Consider the following 17,203-nt stretch of genomic DNA (forward strand, 5'->3'; position numbering starts at 1 on the left):
CCAGCTGGGTAACTTTTATCCATGCGGATAAATCAGAGCACGGACCGGACCCGGAGTACGGCGGCTCGGCGGGATCAGATCGTCGCGGCGACGATCACCGTGCTCGCCGAGCGCGGGTATGCGGCGACGTCGTACGACGCGATCTGCGAGGCCGCCGGGCTGAGCAGCAAGCGGCTGATCTCGTACCACTTCACGACGAAGGAGGAGCTGCTCGCCGAGGTGCTCCGCCGGGTCACCGCCGACGCGGCCGAGACGATGCGGCCGGCGATCGAGGCCGCCGACGGTCTGCCGGAGAAGCTTGCCGCCTACATCCGGTCGAACGTCGAGTTCATCGCCGCGCGACCGGATCGTGTCCGGGCTGTCCAGCAGATCGTCTTCGGCGGCGCCCAGGTGCCGTCCGAGGAGGCTGACAGCGCGGTCTCCCGGTTGGTCGCGCTGTTCGAGGCGGGCCAGCAGGCCGGCGTGTTCCGGCGCTTCGACTCCGCGCTGATGGCAGTCATCCTGCGCGCTGCCATCGATGCCGTGGCCGGCCGCCTCGTCGGCGGCGCGGAACCGGCGGACTGTGCGCGGGAACTGATCGAGACCTTCGACCGAGCGACCCGAGTGGAGCGGTGATGACAGTGGTGACGGACGTCAAGCCCAAAGCACGCTGGGGAGCGGTGCTCGCCCCGGTCCTGGTGGATCTGGTCGTGCCGCTGCTGATCTTCTACGGCCTGCGCCGGGCCGGGGTCGGGGTCGTCGGCGCGACGCTGGCCGGCTCGGTGATCCCGGTCGTGCGTACGGCCTACTCGATCGTCCGCGGCCGCAAGGTCGAGTGGATGGCGGTGTTCATGATCGTCGCGCTCGTGGTCGGGACGATCGCCTCGCTGGCGATGCACAGTCCGCGGCTGCTGCTCGCGAAGGACGGTGTGATCACCGCGATGTGCGGTGCCTGGATGCTCGGGACCGTTGCCCTCGGCAAGCCTCTGCTGCTGGCGATCGGCCGCGGAATCGCGGAGGCCAAGCGCAGTAAGGGCGGCGGCGAGGTCTGGGCGGGTCGCTGGGACCGCGACGCGGGGTTCCGGCACGGCATCCGCCTGGTCACGATCGTCTGGGGAGTCGGGCTGGTCTTCGACGCGGTGATCCGTGTCGTGATCGCGTACGTGCTGCCGCTCGACGCCGTCCCCGGCGTGACGACGATCCAATGGATCGTGTTGTTCGCCCTGCTCTACGGCTTCACGATGATCTACTCGCGTAAGAACGATCTGCTCGCATGAACGAGGTTCTCGTGGTCGGTGCGGGGCCGACCGGGCTGCTGCTGGCATCGGAGCTGGTCCTCGCCGGCGCGGACGTCGTACTCGTGGACAAGGCCGCTGAGCGGCCAGGGCAGTCGAAGGCGTTGTCGTTGCAGCCGCGGTCCGTGGAGATCCTGCACTCGCGCGGGCTTCTCGGATCCGTGCTCGATCGGGCGCCCCGGTTGCCGGCAGGGCACTTCGCGGGGCTGCCGGTTCCGCTCGACTACACCGCGCTGGACACCAGATTCCCTTACCAGCTGGGGATTCCGCAGCGCCGGATCGAGCAGCTGCTGGAGGATCACCTATGCGCGCAGGGTGTCGTCGTACGGCGAGGTCTCGAGCTGACCGACCTCCGGCAGGACTCGAACGGCGTCGAGGCGGGCTTCGCGGACGGTACGACGATCCGGGCGGGGTGGATCGTCGGCTGTGACGGGGCGCGGAGCTCGGTGCGGACGCTGGCCGGAATCGACTTCCCTGGACGTGACGGACGGTTCAGCGCGGTCGTCGCCGACGTCGTGATCTCCGGCATCGAGCCCGGCTGGTCGCTGCCGTCGCTGGTGCCACGGGACGGTGCTGTGATGACGATGGTGCCGCTGGAGGACGGCATGCACCGGGTCCTCTTCACCGGTCCGGAGCAGCAAGGACTGCCGAAGGATCAGCCAGTCACGCATGGCGAGGTCGCGGCCGCGCTGCGGGCCTGGTACGGCGAGGACGTCGTGCTGCGAGAGCTGCGGTACGGCTCGCGGTTCACCGATGCGGCGCGTCAGGCTGATCGGTATCGCGCGGGCCGGGTCTTCGTGGCCGGCGACGCCGCGCACATCCACTCGCCGACGGGTGGTCAGGGGATGAACCTCGGGCTGCAGGACGCGTTCAACCTCGGTTGGAAGCTCGGCTCGGTCGTGCGGGGCGAGGCAGGCGACGACCTGCTCGACAGCTATCACGACGAGCGGCATCCGGCCGGGACCGCCGTACTCGCGAACACGCGGGCGCAAGGTGTGCTGATGGTGCCGGACGAGGACGTCGCCTGTCTGCGGGAGACGTTCATCGACCTGCTTGGCGTGCCGGAGGCGAACCGGCGGCTGGCCGGAACGATCTCCGGGATCGGACTCGCGTACGCGGGCGGCGAGCATCCGTTGGTGGGCAGGCGGATGCCGGACCTGCCGTTGCCGGACGGTACGACGGTCGCGGAGCGGCTGCGAGCCGGGCGACACGTGCTGCTCGAGGGCGGTGAGCTTCCGGCGGCGCGGATTCTGGTCCGGCCGGACGGGTATGTGCGTTGGGCAACCGATGATCCGGGCTCCGAAGTACCCGAGATTCCGGGTGTTTCGGATCTCTGGGTGACCGTGGCGTCGCCGAAGCGTTAGAGTTACCGACTGGAAACATCGGCGGAGCCGACGAGGAGGATCGACGTGGCACTGGGTAGGACGTCCCCGCGGGATCTCCCGCTGTTCGCGGATCTGTCCGGACGGGACATCAGGGACATCTTCCGGGCCGGTGAGGAGGTCTCGGTGCCGGCCGGCTGGTCGCTGATCCTGGAGCAGACGCCGCCGGACGCGGCGTACCTGATCCTCAGTGGCACGGCGGCGGTCCGGGAGAAGGGCCAGGAGATCGCCGAGCTCGGTCCGGGTGACATCGCCGGCGAGGTCGCGGTCCGGAAGAACACGTTGCGGACGGCAACCGTCACGGCGAAGTCGCGGTTGCAGCTGCTGCACTTCACCCGGGAGAAGTTCGACGACCTGACCCGTCGGCTGCCGGCGTTCCGGGACGCCATCGACGCCACCATCGCAGAGCGCCGCGGTGGCCACTGACCCTGGGACGCCGGATCTGGCCGCGCTGGCTCAGGACTTCGAGCGGACGCTGCTGGGCGGGGAGCGGAAGTTCACCCGGGTGCAGGTGTCGGAGCGGGCCGGGATCTCGATCCAGCGCGCCGAGCGGATGTGGCACGCGCTCGGGTTCGCGACCGTCCCGGACGACGAGGTGGCGTTCACCGACGACGATGTCGAGGCGCTGCGGCTGGTCGCGGCGCTCGAGGACGACAAGTTCATCGAGCCGGAGATGGAGTCGTCGCTGGCACGCAAGTTGGGGCAGACGCAGTCCCGGCTGGCGTCCTGGCAGTCCGCGATGTTCCTGGAGTTCCTCGGCGGGTCGAAGCTGTCCGCCGACGAGGCGATCGAGGTCGCGGCACTGTTGCTGCCGGCAATGGAGCGGTTGCAGACGTACGTCTGGCGCCGGCACCTGGCCGCCGCTGCCGGTCGGGCGGTGGCCGGCTCCGACGAGCTGGCGCGTGGCGTGCGGGCGGTCGGCTTCGCGGACATCGTCAGCTACACGCGGTTGACCCGCCGGCTGAGCGAGGCCGAGCTCGGGGAACTGATCGAGCGTTTCGAGGGGACTGCCGCCGACGTCGTCGCGCTGAACGGCGGGCGGGTGATCAAGTCGATGGGTGACGAGGTGCTGTTCGTCGCCGACACTGCCGCGCAGGGCGCCGCGGTCGCGCTGGCGCTCCAGGACGCCGTGAACGCGGACGAGGAGCTGCCCGAGCTGCGGATCGGGCTCGCGTACGGCACGATCCTGATCCGGCTCGGCGACGTGTACGGCGAGGTCGTCAACCTCGCCTCCCGACTGACCACCGAATGCAAGCCCGGCCGCGTCCTCGCCGACCGCGAGCTCGCCGCCGCCCTTGACGGCCACGCCGCCTACAAACTCCACCGCCTCCGCCGCGTCTCGGTCCGCGGCTACCGCCACCTGGTCCCGTACGCCGTCCAGCGGGCGGACGGCGCCTAGTCCGCCTCGGATGAGCGTCGCGCGGTCCGCCTCGGGCGAGCGGCGCCCGGTCCGCCTCTCGGGCAGGTTGCTTACGCGTCAGCGGCGTGACATACGGTTTGGTATGTGCGGGAGATCAAGACGCCGGCCGACCTGGCACTGGTGAGTGGGCGCGACTCGATCGTCGAGTGGGCTGCGCAGGGGTTCAGGCCGGGTGTGCGGGTGTGGGCCGCTGGGGACGCGGTGGCGGTCGCCTCGCCGGATGTGTCCAAGCACGATCGGCTCGCGGTGATCGGGTCCGCGGAGGATGCAGCTCCGCTGGTGCGCGAGGTACTGCGCGAGGTAGGCCCGTCGTACCGCCCGTTCGGGGACGAGGAGCTGGTGCGCGGGCTGTCGGAGCGCGTGCCTGGGCTGACGTTCTCGGCGTCGTTCGGGTGGATGGATGCGACTGAGGTGCCGGCTGTCACCACGACAGCAGCCTGGCTGGACGGCGACGCCGGGGTCGAGGCGTTGCTGTCCGAGGCATCGCCCAAGTCGTATGCGTGGCCCGGGCATCCCGGCGTACGGCGGTGGGCCGCGCTCACCGGGGAGCGTGGTGAGCTGCTGAGTATCGCGGCGGATGCGTGGAGTGCGCCGGAGGTCGGGTTCCTGGCCGGGGTGGCGACGCATCCTGTTGCGCGGGGCAAGGGGTTGTCGCGGCAGGTGTGCGGGTTCGTGACGGCTGAGCTGGTGAAGCGGCACGGGCGGGTCGCGTTGATGGTGGACGGCGACAACCCGGCGGCGATCGCGGTCTATCGGCGACTCGGCTACACCTATCGCCGAGTCGCCGCTGCCGGGATGCGCTAGCGCGTCGGCTGGACCGTCAGAGTTGCACCGGGCTTGGAGGCCGCCGGAGTCGAGGGCTTGACCGTCGGAGTGGCGGTCGGGGCTGCCGTCGGAGGCGGGGTCGTGCGGGTGGCCGGGGCCGGCGGCGGCACGAACGGCGCCTTCGTGGTGTCCTTGCAGTTGTCCGGCCCGGCGTCACCGTTCTCATCGGGTACGACGACGGCCTGCGGGAACAGGTTGCTGGTCGTGTCGCGCGACTGCGTGCCGTAGTTCGTCGCGCAGTCCTGCTGCTCCAGGCTGATCGGGTTCCCGTCCTGGTCGTACAGCCGGACCGGAATCTGCTTGCCCTGGGCATCGAACGGGTAGATGTTCGTGATCGTGTTCCCGTTCAGCATCAGCCCGTTCGACGGCGGGTTGTAATGCGAGGAGCTACCGCGATAGTCGTTGTAGTTGTTGAGGAATCCGAACGACGCCCCGACGTATGCCGCCGCCAGGAACGACGGCACCACGATCGCCGCGACGACGTTGAGCGGTACGACGTACCACAGCCAGCGGCGGTCCTGCTGCGTCTTCCGCCCGATCCAGATCGACACCGCCGCGCCCGCGACCGCCCCGACCACCGTCACCGACGCGGCGCCGAACAGCGCGAAGAACCCACCCGCGCCGATCACGCCGCGGACCACCCACCAGACCGGCTGGCCGATCGTCACGAGTTCGTGCCGGACGTTCGGCGGGATCTGGTCGATCCAGCCGCGGATCGCCGCCGCCCCGCGGGCACCGCGTGGCGTGTCGAGCACGATCCGCGGATCGTGACCGCGCAAGGCCTGGACGCCGAGGAACGCCGCGACGAACAGGATCCCGAGCCCGAGCAGCCCGAAGAACGTGGTCTCGTCGCGCGCCCAGGCGAAGATGCCGACGGCAATGAAGAACGGGCCGGCGATCGCCGAGATCAGCCCCCAGCGCAAGGCCTTCCAGCCGGCGTCCAGATCGTCCTGGCTGACCGGCGCGGTCCGCGGGGGATAACCGGCCGCGGTCCGCAGCTCATCGGCGTACTGCGCCGGCGTGCCGAGGCGCTGCTGCAGGTCCGCGAGCGTCGGCTCCGCGCCGAACTCGGCCGCCACCTCGGTCAGGTGGCCGCTGACGTCCTGCAGGACGTCCTCGAGCTCCCCGGGCGGCAGGTCGTTGAGCTGGGCCCGCACCTGGGCCAGGTAGAGCGCGACCGCTCCGGTCAGGGTGCTGTTCACGCGGCCTCCTTCTCCAGCAGCAGCACCGACATCGTGTCGGCGAAGTGGTTCCAGGTCTTGGTGGACTGGGCAAGCAGGTCGCGGCCGGTCTTGTTCAGCCCGTAGTACTTCCGGTGCGGCCCTTCCTCGCTCGGCTGCACGTACGACGTCAATGCCCCGGCCGCGAACAGCCGGCGCAGCGTTCCGTACACGGACGCGTCCGCCACGTCCTCCAGTCCGGCCGCGCGCAGTCGGCGCAGTACGTCGTACCCGTAGCCGTCGGCGTCGCGCAGCACGGCGAGCACCGCGAGGTCCAGGACGCCCTTGAGCAGCTGGCTCGTATCCATCAGGTCTCCTCCAGCAGGTGTTCCGCGCAGAACAGTACTACACACTGCGGAGTACTGCGGTAACCAGCCTGAGGTTCCGCAATTTCGATCAAGTCGGCGGGGGGCGGATGGGGGCACAGTGGTGGGCATGGCGGATGTGTTCGAGGAGTTCGTGGCGGTGGTGGCGGCCGGGATGACCGGGCCGTGCGAGTCGGTGCACGGGACCGGGCTCGCGGAGCGGGTGCATCTGTCCCGCTTCCACTTCGACCGTGTGATCGGTGCGGTGGCGGGCGAGTCGCCGTTCGCGTTCCGGCGGCGGGTGCTGCTGGAACGGGCGGCGTACCGGTTGCTGACCGAGCCGGTCGCCGTACTCGAGGTTGCCGTCGAGGCCGGGTACGGCTCGCACGAGGCGTTCACCCGGGCGTTCGCCAGGGCTTATGGGATGTCGCCGCGGGACTGGCGACGGGAAGCGTCGCGGGTGTTCTTCCTGACGGCGCCGAGTGGAGTGCATTTCCAGCCGCCGGCCGGGCTACGGCTGCCGGCACGTAGAAAGGTGAGAGGCATGGACGTACTTGTCAGAATGGTCGAACATCACGTCTGGTTGACCGGCGAGATGATCGAACGCGGCGCCCGTCTGGACGCAGCGACACTGGACCGCCCGATCGAACTGTCCGTCGAGGGGATCGACGACGACATCTCGATCCGGTACCTGCTGGACCGCCTGGTCTGGCAGGAGGAGATGTGGCTCGCCTCGGTCGAGGAGCGTCCGTTCGAGGTCCCCGAATGCGGGCGCGACGTCACCACCCCGATCTCGGAGCTCCGCACCCGGCACGCCGACGCCGGCTCACGCTTCGTTGCCCTGGTCAACCAGCTGAACGAGGACGGGCGCTTCGACGAGAGCTTCGTCGACACCACCTGCGAACCACCACGCGTCTTCACGTACGGCGGCATGGTGGCTCACGTCCTGACCTTCGCCGCCCACCGCCGTTCCCTGCTGATCGGCGCGTTCTACACCGCCGGCATCCAGGACCTGGGCTTCGGCGACCCGATGCAGTTTGTAGCCGAAGGCAACTAGTTCTTCGGGTCGTGCAGGTTGGGGCGCTGGCTGGGCGTGGTGATGTCGACGTCGATCGGGTGGATCTGGGCCGGCGCGGTGATCTTGCCGGACGTCACCGGGACGTTGAGCTTGCTGCCGGCCAGGTCGATGTCGATGCTGGCGCCGGTGTCGTTCGGGCTGGTCCACTCCGTGTCGGAGAGCGTGACGGCCAGGCCGAGCACGCGGCCCTTGGGGATGACCTGGTCCTGAGCGCGGAGCGGGACATTGACGGTCGTCCACTTGCCGGGCGTCAGCGGCGTCGGGTTCGACAATGAATTGCTGTGGGCGGCGTCGATCCAGCCGCGGCTGACGATGCCGTGATCGCTCTGGGTGGTGAGCTTGTCGACGGTGAAGTAGCAGCTGTCGTCGTACTCGGTGCTCGAGCCCTCGCAGGTGCTGTCGTCAGTGGTACGGATCCCGGAGTACCGCTCCGCGTCGCCGTACTCGATCAGGCGGGCGGTGATCGGGGTCGTCGCGGAGTCGGACTTCACCCGGAGCGTGACCGACGGAGTACCGCTGATCCGCATCGGGGCGGTCAGCGGTGCGGACAGGAACATCTGCCGACCGGCGATCACCTCGGTCGGATCCGCGACGATGTCGTCCTCGGTCAGGTCGGGGTCGTCGGTGATCATCAGCGAACCCTTGCCTGCGGCACCTAGTTTGCCCGCGGACAGCGGTACCGACGCCGGGCGGTTGACGGCCGGCCAGGTCTTGTAGTTGCGCCAGACATCGGGTGACGTCTCGATCGAGACGGCCGGCTCCTTCATCACGCCGTTCTGCAGACCCTGCAGCCAGTAGTCGAACCACTTGTGCAGCTCGTCCACCCACTGGTCCCGGCGGAACTCGAACGGATCGACGTGGTCCTCGAGCCCGAGCCACAGCTTGCGCGGCACGTTGTTGCGGGACAGCGCCGACCACCACTGCGAGAAGTGGTTGGTCTGCACGTTGTAGTCGCTGAGGCCGTGCGTCATGAAGACCGAGGCCTTCACCTTCGACGCGTTCTTGGTGTAGTCGCGCTCGGACCAGAACGCCGTGTAGTTGCCGGTGTCATCGTCGTCGTTGTCGCCGAGCTCGCCGCGAACGTCTTCGCAGGCGGGGCTGTCGTGGCCGACGTACCCGCCCAGCCAGGGCATGTAGTCGTCCGAGTACGGGACGCCGCCGGAGCGGGTGTAGTCGTACCACGACGAGATCGCCGAGATCGGCACGATCGTCTTCAGGCCCTTCACGCCGGTCGCGGCGACGCCGTTCGCGAGGGTGCCGTCGTACGACTTGCCGATCATGCCGACCGCGCCGGTGGTCCAGGTCGCCTTCACCGCCTGCCCGTCGGCAGTGTGTGCGGTGTTGCGTCCGTTCAGCCAGTCGATCACGTCGACCACGGACTGGATCTCGTCGCGGCCGCCGACGTCACCGCAGCCGGTGGACCGTCCGGTGCCGAGGATGTCGACGCCGACCATCGCGTATCCGCGCGGGACGAAGTAGTTGTCGTAGAACAGCGGCATCTTCTGGATGACGCCGTCGCTGTCGTACGTCTTCTTCTCGCTCTCGTTGCCGCGTCCGCAGCAGGAGTAGTACGGCGAGGCGTCCATGATCACCGGGATCTTCACACCGGTGAGCGCGGGCTCGCTGGGGCGGACGATGTCGACCGCGATCACGTCGTCCTTACCGTCGGAATCGGTGTCCATCGTGGTGTCGACGTACACCGATTCGCGGATCGCCGCACCGTAGTCGTAGACCGGCTGCGTGCTCTTGGTGCGCGCGTCGACGTGCTGCGGCACACTGGGTGCTGCCGGGGCAGCAAGAGGTCCGTCCGGGACAGGAGCTGCCACGGCGGGACCGGTGATGGTCGTGATGCTGAGCACGGCGGACGAGACCAGGATCGTCACCCTGGCGCGGACGGTCGTCATGGCTGGGAAGGCTAGTCACTCCCGCGCCGCAACGCCAGGTTCTGACGGGATTGGCAGCGACCTGCCCGATACTCAGCGTGAGAACGGGCGATTCGATAGGGTGACCGCCACCGCCCCCGGGGGGACGCACGAAAGGGTAGGCCAGTGAATCTGCGAGCACCGGTGACATTGCTGGACGTTGCACAACGTGCGGGTGTGTCGGTCGCGACCGCCTCCCGTGTGCTGAACGGCGGGGACCGCGTGCCCCGGCCGGAACTGCAGGAACGCGTCAAGGCGGCCGCCGACGAGCTCGGCTACACGCCGAACGCGCAGGCGCAGGCGCTGGCCAAGTCGTCGACGAACGTCGTCGGCATCCTGGTGCACGACATCGAGGACCCGTACTTCGCCGCGATCGCGAACGGCGTGATGCGTGCCGCGGACGAACGCAATCTGCTGGTGATGATGGCGAGCACGTTCCGGGACTCCGACCGCGAGATCGCTTACCTGTCGTCGTTGCGGGCCCAGCGGGCGCGTGCCGCGGTGATGATCGGCAGCCGGCGGACCGACGCCGACAGCCTGGCCCGCACGGCGTCCGAGGTGGAGAGTTTCCTCAACTCCGGCGCGGGTCTCGCACTGGTCAGTCAGTCCGGGATGCCGGCGCACACGGTCGAGCCGGACAACCGGACCGGGTCGGCCGACCTGGCTCGCGAGTTGGTCGCACTCGGGTGGCGGAAGTTCGCCGTACTGGGCGGTCCGGAGACGCTGGCGACGGCACGGGACCGACGGGCCGGGTTCGTCGAGGGACTGGCCGAGGCGGGGTTGCAGCCGGTAGCGATCGAGGCCGGTGACTTCACCCGCGACGGCGGGTACGCCGCTGCCGGGCAACTGCTCGATCGGCAGGCGGACGTGGACTGTCTGTTCGCGGTGAACGACGTGATGGCGGTCGGCGCGATGTCCGCGTTGCGGACGCGTGGTGTCGACGTACCGGGCAGGCTCGGCGTCGCCGGATTCGACGACATCGCAACGCTGCGCGACGTGTGGCCCGGTCTGACGACCGTGCGGCTGCCGCTGGAGCAGATGGGCCGGCGTGCGCTCGAGCTGGCGATCGAGGGCGGCGACGTGACGACCGAGACGTTCAAGGCCGAAGTAGTACTGCGGGAGAGCACCGCGAAGGCCTGAAATATGCTCACCGGGTGACTGTCTCCGAGATCTTCGACCCGTCGGCCTGGAAGCAGGTGGACGGCTTCGAGCTGACCGACATCACCTATCACCGGGCAGTCGATGCCGGCGTGGTGCGGATCGCGTTCAACCGGCCCGAAGTACGCAACGCGTTCCGGCCGCAGACCGTCGACGAGCTGTATCGCGTACTCGACCACGCCCGGATGTCGACCGACGTCGGTTGCGTGCTGCTCACCGGGAACGGCCCGTCGCCGAAGGACGGCGGATGGGCGTTCTGCTCGGGCGGCGATCAGCGGATCCGCGGCAAGGACGGTTACAAGTACGCCGAGGGCACGACGGCGGACTCGATCGACCCGGCTCGTGCGGGGCGGTTGCACATTCTCGAAGTACAACGGCTGATCCGCTTCATGTCGAAGGTCGTGATCTGTGTCGTTCCCGGTTGGGCCGCGGGTGGCGGGCACAGCCTGCACGTGGTCGCGGATCTGACCTTGGCGTCGGCGGAGCATGCGCGGTTCAAGCAGACGGATGCGGACGTGGCGTCGTTCGACGGCGGGTTCGGATCGGCGTACCTGGCGCGGCAGGTCGGGCAGAAGTTCGCGCGGGAGATCTTCTTCCTCGGCGACGAGTACTCCGCCGAGGACGCGTACCGGATGGGCATGGTGAACAAGGTCGTACCGCACGCGGAGCTCGAGGCGGTCGCGCTCGAGTGGGGCAAGAAGATCTGCTCGAAGTCGCCTACCGCGCAACGGATGCTGAAGTACGCGTTCAACCTGATCGACGACGGTCTGGTCGGCCAGCAGCTGTTCGCGGGTGAAGCGACCCGCCTCGCCTACGGCACCGACGAGGCCGCCGAGGGCCGCGACTCGTTCCTGGAGAAGCGGCCGGCCGACTGGTCGCCGTACCCCTACGCTTTCTAGGGTTTGCTCGGATCAGCCAGCTCGCCTTGGTTGCTGAGGGCAAGTTCCTGGGCCCGGCCGCCGACCTGTCGGACAGTTTTTAACATCGATCTCTGGGTTTTTCACAGAAATATTCGTGCGAAGTGCTGACAGTTCGCGGTAGATCGCTTACGGTCGGGCGCTATGGACAAACTCTCCCGCCGCGGGTTGCTTGCTGGTGCCGGTGCGATGGTTGTTGCCGGGGCTGTCGGTTCGCCTGCTTCTGCTCGGCCGTTCACGTTGCTGCCGTCGCGCCGGTTCGTGTTGGACGGGCCTGGTGGCGAGGTGTTTCGCGGCAAGCCGTTGGCCGATGTCACGGTCATGCAGTCGATCGCGTTCGACAATCCGAACCAGCGGCTGTTCGCCGGGCAGTTGCGCGCGGGTACGCCGGCCGGCAGCGGCGACCTCACGCTGACCCAGCTCACGCTCGCCGGTGACGTCGTCGGGCACATGTACCTGAGCGGCTTCGGTCACGCCGTCTCGATCGGGGCCGAGGCGGTCGGGCGTACGACGTACCTGTGGACCGAGACCGACGTCGACACGGCGAACGCTCGCGGCCGGCAGATCGCTCGATTCCCCTGGCAGGACGGCGCGACCTTGACGAAGGACTCGCCGGGGCTGCGGAGCTGGAAGCCGGTCGCGGACGGCGCCGTCTTCACCCCGTCCGTCGATCAGCGCCACGGACGCATCGGTATCAGGCACACGCTGGCGGACGGGTTCCACATCAACGTGTACTCGTTGGCGGCGGCGCGAGCGGGCAACTTCTCCCGCGTGCTCGCGTCGTTCAAGCAGCCCGCGATGACACCCGACATCGACTTCCAGGGCTGGGCGCTGTACGGCTCGTACGTCTACCTCTGGGAGGGCGAGGCGTACGCCGGTACCTCCGACCCCGCACCGGCGACGTCGAAGCTCTGGACCTACGACATCAACAAGGGCGAGATCGTCGAGTCCGTGAAGATCGTGGACGGCGCCGACCTGGTCTACCGCGAGGCCGAAGGAGTCGGCGTCTACGTCGACCCGCTCGGCCGCCCACAACTGCGCTTCGGCTTCGCCTCCGGCATCACGGGCGACCGCCGAGCCAACCTCTTCTACCGCAACAGCCTCGTCTAGTCAGCGCTACTGCGCCACGCCGTACAGGCGGTCGCCGGCGTCGCCTAGGCCGGGGACTATGTAGCCCTTGTCGTTGAGGTGGGAGTCCATGCCGGCGATGACCAGGTTGCAGGGGACGTCGAGGTGGGTCAGTTCGCGTTCGACGCGTTCCACGCCTTCGGGGGCGGCGAGCAGGCAGATGGCGGTGATGTGGTCGGCGCCGCGGTCGACGAGGAACTGGATTGCCGCGGCCAGCGTGCCGCCCGTTGCCAGCATCGGGTCGAGGACATAGCACTGGCGTCCGGACAGATCCTCCGGCAGGCGTTCGGCGTACGTCGACGCCGTCAGCGTCTCCTCGTTGCGGATCATGCCGAGGAAACCGACCTCCGCCGTCGGGAGCAGCCGGGACATGCCTTCGAGCATGCCGAGGCCGGCTCGCAGGATCGGCACGACCAGCGGCTTCGGCGCGGTCAGCTTCACACCCTGCGCCTCGGCGACGGGGGTCTGGACCGTGACCGGACCGGTACGGACGTCCCGGGTCGCCTCGTAGGCGAGCAGCGTGACGAGCTCCTCGGTCAGCCGACGGAACGTGGGTGAGTCCGTGTGCTCGTCGCGCAACGCGGTGAGCTTGTGGGCGACGAGCGGGTGGTCCACGACGAGGATCTGCATAAGCCGGAACGCTACCGTCGGCGATTCGCGACGGGGAAGCGCGCTCGCTGTCAGACTCGAAAGTGCATTGGAATCTGCCCTGCCTCGCCCATCAGGGAGTACGCCGATGACCCTCGAGCCCAGACCGCGCCTGGTGGCTCCCCGCCGCGACCTCGACCGGCTGCGCCGGCGTGCCGAGTTCCTCCGCGAACTCGAGGAGGCCAAGGCCCTCCGCGACCGGATCGCGCCCCGCCGCGCCCGGGTCCGCCAACTACGCGAAGCGATGCGCAGAGCGACCTACCATCACTGACTGTTGACGGTTGTTGGTGGATCTGATATCGCTCCGAGATCGCGTGGAGAGGCAGAGTCTGGGACGATGACCCGGTGTCCGATGCCATGGCTGGGCCGATGACCACCGACCTCGATTTCGCGGTCGCCGCTTACACCGAGGACGGGAACTGGACCGTCACCCCGCTGGTACTCCGTGGTGAACCGGATCTGTCCGCGCTCGTCTCCGCCCTCCGCCGGTTCCCCGGCGAAGGCGGCGTGCTGGGGATGGTCTCGGTCGACGAGGACTTCTTCGTGCTGGTCCGCGTCGCCGGCGGCCGGGCCCGGTTGCTGATCTCCGACGTGACCGCCGCGACCGAGTGGCCGATCGCCCGGCAGGTCGTCGACGAACTCGACATCCCGCTGGCCGATGACGACGACGAACAGGTGCCGGCCGGTGATCTGGCCATCCTCGCCGACCTGGGGATGAGCGCGATGGACCTCGGCGCGCTCTGCGACGACGTCGACCTGTACCCGGAGGAGATGCTCGAGGAGATCGCCGAGACGCTTGGGTTCGGCAACCAGTTCCACGACGCGATCGAAGCTGTTGGCTAGCCCGATTCTGCGCCGCGAATGGTCGCGCTTGATGACCCTCGCACTGGAGGAGGGCGAGAAGGCGCTGCCCGACGTACCGATCGGGGCGATCGTGGTGGACGCCGACGGTCAGATGATCGGGCGCGGGCACAACGAGCGGGAGACGACCGGCGATCCGACCGCGCACGCCGAAGTTCTCGCGATCCGGGAGGCGGCGCGGCATGTCGGCGAGTGGCGGCTGAGCGGGTGCACGCTGGTCGTCACGCTGGAGCCGTGCACGATGTGCGCCGGGGCGATCGTGCTGTCCCGGCTGGACCGGCTGGTGTTCGCGGCGTACGACGAGAAGGCGGGCGCGGTCGGCTCGCTGTGGGACGTCGTACGGGATCGTCGGCTCAACCATCGGCCCGAGGTGATCGGCGGCGTGATGGCCGACGAGGCGGGCGCGCGGCTGCGCGATTTCTTCATTCGTCACCGGCCTTGATATTGTCCTCGGCGGTGGCGTGTCCGAGCGGCCGAAGGAGCGCGCCTCGAAAGCGCGTGACGGGCAACCCCCGTCCGAGGGTTCAAATCCCTCCGCCACCGCCAACCGCCCCCCGGGGCGGAAGATAGGCCGGAGACCCTGATGCTGTGTGATGCGTCAGGGTTTTCGTCTCTCGGGACCTGACGTTCGACGGGAGGGCCCCATGGATGTATCGGAGCTCGACCGGATTCTGCTGGCAGCGGCTGTGGTCCTGCTGGTCGCGGTCGTGGCCGTCCGGCTCACCGCTCGGCTCGGGCTCCCGTCGCTGCTGATCTATCTCGGGATGGGCCTGCTCCTGGGCGAGTCGGGGCCGGGGCACATCCACTTCGAGGACGCGCAGCTGGCGCATGCGCTGGGGTTCGCCGCGCTGGTCGTGATCCTGATCGAAGGCGGCCTGACCACCCGGTGGAACGAAGTACGTCCGGTGATGCCGCTCGGGCTCGTCCTCGCGACGGTCGGCGTCGCGGTCAGCGTCGGTGTGGTCGCCTGCGTGGCGCATTTCGTCCTCGGGCTCAGCTGGCAGCTGTCTGTACTACTAGGGGCGGTGACATCGCCGACGGACGCGGCAGCCGTGTTCTCGGTGCTGAGACGGGTGCCGATCCGGCCGCGGCTGCGTGGGGCGCTGGAGGCCGAGTCCGGTCTCAACGACGCGCCGACCGTACTGCTGGTCACGCTGGTGAGCACTGGCGAGGTCGGCGAGAAGGGCGTGCTGTCGTTCACCGGCCTGGTGCTGTACGAGCTGGTCGTCGGCGCCCTGTTCGGTCTGCTGATCGGCTGGGTGAGCGTCGGCCTGATCCGGCGGATGGCGCTCAGCTCGGCGGGCCTCTACCCGCTGGCGATCATGTCGGTCGCCTTCATCTCGTACGCCGGGGGCTCCGTCCTGCTGCACGTGTCCGGGTTCGCGGCCGTATACGTGACCTCGCTGGTGCTCGGGCGGGCGGAGCTGCCGCACCGGATGGCGACCCGGTCGTTCGTGGACGGGATCGCCTGGCTGGCGCAGATCGGGCTGTTCGTGATGCTCGGGTTGCTGGCCTCGCCGGGGCGGTTCCGGCTGAACGACGTACTCGTCGCGCTGGTGATCGGGATCGCGGTGACCGTGGTCGGGCGGTTCGCCTCGGTGGCGATCTCCGCAGCGCCGTTCCGGCTGCCGTGGCGGGAGCAGGCGTTCATCTCGTGGGCGGGGCTGCGTGGCGCGGTGCCGATCGTCCTGGCGACGATCCCGCTCGCCGAGGGGGTTCCGCAGGCGGACCGGATCTTCGACGTCGTGTTCGTGCTGGTCCTGCTGTTCACGCTGCTGCAAGGACCGTCGCTGCCGTGGCTGGCGGGCCGCCTGAAGGTGCTGGACGAGAACGCGGCCCACGAGGTGGACATCGACGTGGCGCCGCTGGAGTCGCTGGGCGCGGACATGCTCCAGGTCCACGTCCCGAGCGAGTCCCGGCTGGCAGGCGTCGAGATCGGCGAACTCCGGCTGCCCGCCGGCGTCTCGGTCTCACTCGTCATCCGCGGCGAACAGGCCTTCGTCCCGGACCGCCGTACCGTCCTGCGCGCCGACGACGCGCTGCTGGTCGTTGCTCCCAGCCCGGTCCGCGAACAGACCGTCCGCCGCCTCCGAGCCGTCTCCCGGGCCGGCCGCCTGGCCGGCTGGTTCGGTGAGCGCGGCCGCGAACAGCACTGAGGTCAGTTCGGGTTCTGGCCGGAGGGGATCGGCTGCGGGGTGTGGACGACCGGGAGGCAGACGCTGGTGCCGGCCGCCACCTGGACCGACGGGATGCCCTTGAGGCGGACCGAGCCGAAGCCTGCGCCGATGACCAGGTCGACCGTGTGGTCGGTGCGGCCGTCGGCGACCGCAACGGCCTTCTGGTTCAGCTGGCCGGCGACCAGCGCCAGCTCCGGAGCGTTCGCCGCGACGCCACGGAGCTCGGCCACATCGACCTTGTTGCCCTTGGGCTCGTTGGAGACCTTGCCGATGTTGAAGCCGCGCTGTTTCAACGCGTCGGCGACCCGCTGCGCGGAGCCCGCCCGCGCGCCGCCGTTGTAGACGTTCAGCACGACCTGCTTCGGGACCAGGCGGTTGTTCGGCAGCTTCTGCTCGACACAGGTCGGCTCGGCGCTGCTGTTGATCAGGGAGTTCCAGCCCCACCAACCGCCGCCGACCAGGATGCCGAGCAGGATCACCATCGTGATCGGCGTCCGCCAGCGGATGTGCGAATGCGGCCGCGGTTGCGGATGGATCGCTGTCATCGGCTCAACCCCCCGTGAGCAGACATGGGTCAGTCCACTACCAAGACCCGAGCGTGGAGAACCTGACGCTGCTGCAGCGCGGCGCGCAGCGCGCGGTGCAGCCCGTCCTCGAGGTACATGTCGCCCTTCCACTCCACGACGTGCGCGAACAGGTCGCCGTAGAAGGTCGAGTCCTCGTCGAGCAGCGCGTTCAGGTCAAGGGTGCCCTTCGTCGTGACGAGCTCGTCCAGCCGCACCTGCCGTGGCGGCAGCGAGGACCAGTCCTTCGGCCGCAGCCCATGGTCCGGGTACGGCCGGTCTTCCCCGACGCGCTTGAAGATCACCTCCCGAAGTCTAGCGGGGT

Annotated in this window: 20 protein-coding genes and 1 tRNA gene; 15 read left to right on the plus strand and 6 right to left on the minus strand. The window is 69.0% G+C overall.

All coding sequences use genetic code 11. The features are described 5' to 3' along the window. Positions 1-21 precede the first annotated feature (21 nt). From OHA10_RS13110 to OHA10_RS13135, 6 genes are all read left to right on the plus strand, one after another. Entirely contained in the window at positions 22-615 is a 594-nt protein-coding gene (locus OHA10_RS13110) for a TetR/AcrR family transcriptional regulator (protein WP_371406469.1), read from the plus strand. Then, on the plus strand, positions 615-1,256 hold the full coding sequence (locus OHA10_RS13115; protein ID WP_371406470.1) for a VC0807 family protein: 642 nt from the start codon (positions 615-617) through the stop codon (positions 1,254-1,256). Before OHA10_RS13110 ends, OHA10_RS13115 begins: the two co-directional genes overlap by 1 nt. After that, positions 1,253-2,638, plus strand: a complete 1,386-nt coding sequence (locus OHA10_RS13120; RefSeq protein ID WP_371406471.1) for an FAD-dependent monooxygenase — start codon at positions 1,253-1,255, stop codon at positions 2,636-2,638. Before OHA10_RS13115 ends, OHA10_RS13120 begins: the two co-directional genes overlap by 4 nt. 45 nt (positions 2,639-2,683) lie before the next feature. Further along, on the plus strand, positions 2,684-3,082 hold the full coding sequence (locus OHA10_RS13125; RefSeq protein WP_130386825.1) for a cyclic nucleotide-binding domain-containing protein: 399 nt from the start codon (positions 2,684-2,686) through the stop codon (positions 3,080-3,082). Then, on the plus strand, positions 3,072-4,055 hold the full coding sequence (locus OHA10_RS13130; protein ID WP_371406472.1) for an adenylate/guanylate cyclase domain-containing protein: 984 nt from the start codon (positions 3,072-3,074) through the stop codon (positions 4,053-4,055). The genes OHA10_RS13125 and OHA10_RS13130 overlap by 11 nt, the downstream gene beginning before the upstream one ends. Before the next feature lie 105 nt (positions 4,056-4,160). Beyond that, a complete protein-coding gene (locus tag OHA10_RS13135; protein ID WP_371406473.1) occupies positions 4,161-4,880 on the plus strand; it encodes a GNAT family N-acetyltransferase in 720 nt (239 codons plus the stop codon). On the opposite strand, the gene OHA10_RS13140 is transcribed toward OHA10_RS13135, so the two are convergent. Together OHA10_RS13140 and OHA10_RS13145 are read right to left on the minus strand one after the other, a co-directional pair. Then, positions 4,877-6,103 carry a hypothetical protein gene (locus tag OHA10_RS13140; RefSeq protein ID WP_371406474.1) on the minus strand — a complete coding sequence of 409 codons (1,227 nt, stop codon included), beginning with the start codon at positions 6,101-6,103 and terminating at the stop codon, positions 4,877-4,879. The genes OHA10_RS13135 and OHA10_RS13140 overlap by 4 nt on opposite strands. Then, entirely contained in the window at positions 6,100-6,429 is a 330-nt protein-coding gene (locus OHA10_RS13145) for a PadR family transcriptional regulator (protein WP_130445805.1), read from the minus strand. The genes OHA10_RS13140 and OHA10_RS13145 overlap by 4 nt, the downstream gene beginning before the upstream one ends. Before the next feature lie 127 nt (positions 6,430-6,556). Between OHA10_RS13145 and OHA10_RS13150 the strand changes: the two genes are divergently transcribed. Continuing rightward, positions 6,557-7,483: a helix-turn-helix domain-containing protein gene (locus tag OHA10_RS13150; protein ID WP_371406475.1), complete on the plus strand. Its 927-nt coding sequence runs from the start codon at positions 6,557-6,559 to the stop codon at positions 7,481-7,483. On the opposite strand, the gene OHA10_RS13155 is transcribed toward OHA10_RS13150, so the two are convergent. After that, positions 7,480-9,408, minus strand: a complete 1,929-nt coding sequence (locus OHA10_RS13155) for a Xaa-Pro dipeptidyl-peptidase (protein WP_371406476.1) — start codon at positions 9,406-9,408, stop codon at positions 7,480-7,482. The genes OHA10_RS13150 and OHA10_RS13155 overlap by 4 nt on opposite strands. A gap of 144 nt (positions 9,409-9,552) precedes the next feature. On the opposite strand from OHA10_RS13155, the gene OHA10_RS13160 reads away from it, so the two are divergent. From OHA10_RS13160 to OHA10_RS13170, 3 genes are all read left to right on the plus strand, one after another. Beyond that, on the plus strand, positions 9,553-10,566 hold the full coding sequence (locus tag OHA10_RS13160; protein ID WP_371406477.1) for a LacI family DNA-binding transcriptional regulator: 1,014 nt from the start codon (positions 9,553-9,555) through the stop codon (positions 10,564-10,566). A gap of 14 nt (positions 10,567-10,580) precedes the next feature. Beyond that, positions 10,581-11,483: a 1,4-dihydroxy-2-naphthoyl-CoA synthase gene (locus OHA10_RS13165; RefSeq protein ID WP_371406478.1), complete on the plus strand. Its 903-nt coding sequence runs from the start codon at positions 10,581-10,583 to the stop codon at positions 11,481-11,483. 162 nt (positions 11,484-11,645) lie between these two features. Further along, positions 11,646-12,611, plus strand: a complete 966-nt coding sequence (locus OHA10_RS13170) for a twin-arginine translocation signal domain-containing protein (RefSeq protein WP_371406479.1) — start codon at positions 11,646-11,648, stop codon at positions 12,609-12,611. A gap of 6 nt (positions 12,612-12,617) precedes the next feature. Here the strand turns inward: OHA10_RS13170 and upp are convergent, their stop codons facing one another. Continuing rightward, complete coding sequence (gene upp / locus OHA10_RS13175; RefSeq protein WP_371406480.1) at positions 12,618-13,259, minus strand: uracil phosphoribosyltransferase; 642 nt, start codon at positions 13,257-13,259, stop codon at positions 12,618-12,620. A gap of 106 nt (positions 13,260-13,365) precedes the next feature. Between upp and OHA10_RS13180 the strand changes: the two genes are divergently transcribed. From OHA10_RS13180 to OHA10_RS13200, 5 genes are all read left to right on the plus strand, one after another. After that, positions 13,366-13,548 carry a hypothetical protein gene (locus OHA10_RS13180; protein WP_371406481.1) on the plus strand — a complete coding sequence of 61 codons (183 nt, stop codon included), beginning with the start codon at positions 13,366-13,368 and terminating at the stop codon, positions 13,546-13,548. Positions 13,549-13,622: 74 nt separating this feature from the next. After that, a complete protein-coding gene (locus OHA10_RS13185; protein WP_371406482.1) occupies positions 13,623-14,120 on the plus strand; it encodes a tRNA adenosine deaminase-associated protein in 498 nt (165 codons plus the stop codon). Between the two features lie 31 nt (positions 14,121-14,151). Further along, positions 14,152-14,580, plus strand: coding sequence for a nucleoside deaminase (locus OHA10_RS13190; protein ID WP_371406483.1), 429 nt, complete (start codon positions 14,152-14,154; stop codon positions 14,578-14,580). 13 nt (positions 14,581-14,593) lie between these two features. Next, positions 14,594-14,684 (plus strand) — tRNA-Ser (locus OHA10_RS13195). A gap of 98 nt (positions 14,685-14,782) precedes the next feature. Continuing rightward, entirely contained in the window at positions 14,783-16,294 is a 1,512-nt protein-coding gene (locus OHA10_RS13200) for a potassium/proton antiporter (protein WP_371406484.1), read from the plus strand. 2 nt (positions 16,295-16,296) lie between these two features. Here OHA10_RS13200 and OHA10_RS13205 read toward each other — a convergent pair whose 3' ends face one another. Together OHA10_RS13205 and OHA10_RS13210 are read right to left on the minus strand one after the other, a co-directional pair. After that, positions 16,297-16,860, minus strand: coding sequence for a LytR C-terminal domain-containing protein (locus OHA10_RS13205; protein ID WP_371406485.1), 564 nt, complete (start codon positions 16,858-16,860; stop codon positions 16,297-16,299). Positions 16,861-16,889: 29 nt separating this feature from the next. Further along, a complete protein-coding gene (locus OHA10_RS13210) occupies positions 16,890-17,183 on the minus strand; it encodes a type II toxin-antitoxin system VapB family antitoxin (RefSeq protein ID WP_130445815.1) in 294 nt (97 codons plus the stop codon). Positions 17,184-17,203: the final 20 nt, after the last annotated feature.

This window comes from Kribbella sp. NBC_00662 (assembly GCF_041430295.1).
Taxonomy (GTDB): Bacteria; Actinomycetota; Actinomycetes; order Propionibacteriales; family Kribbellaceae; genus Kribbella.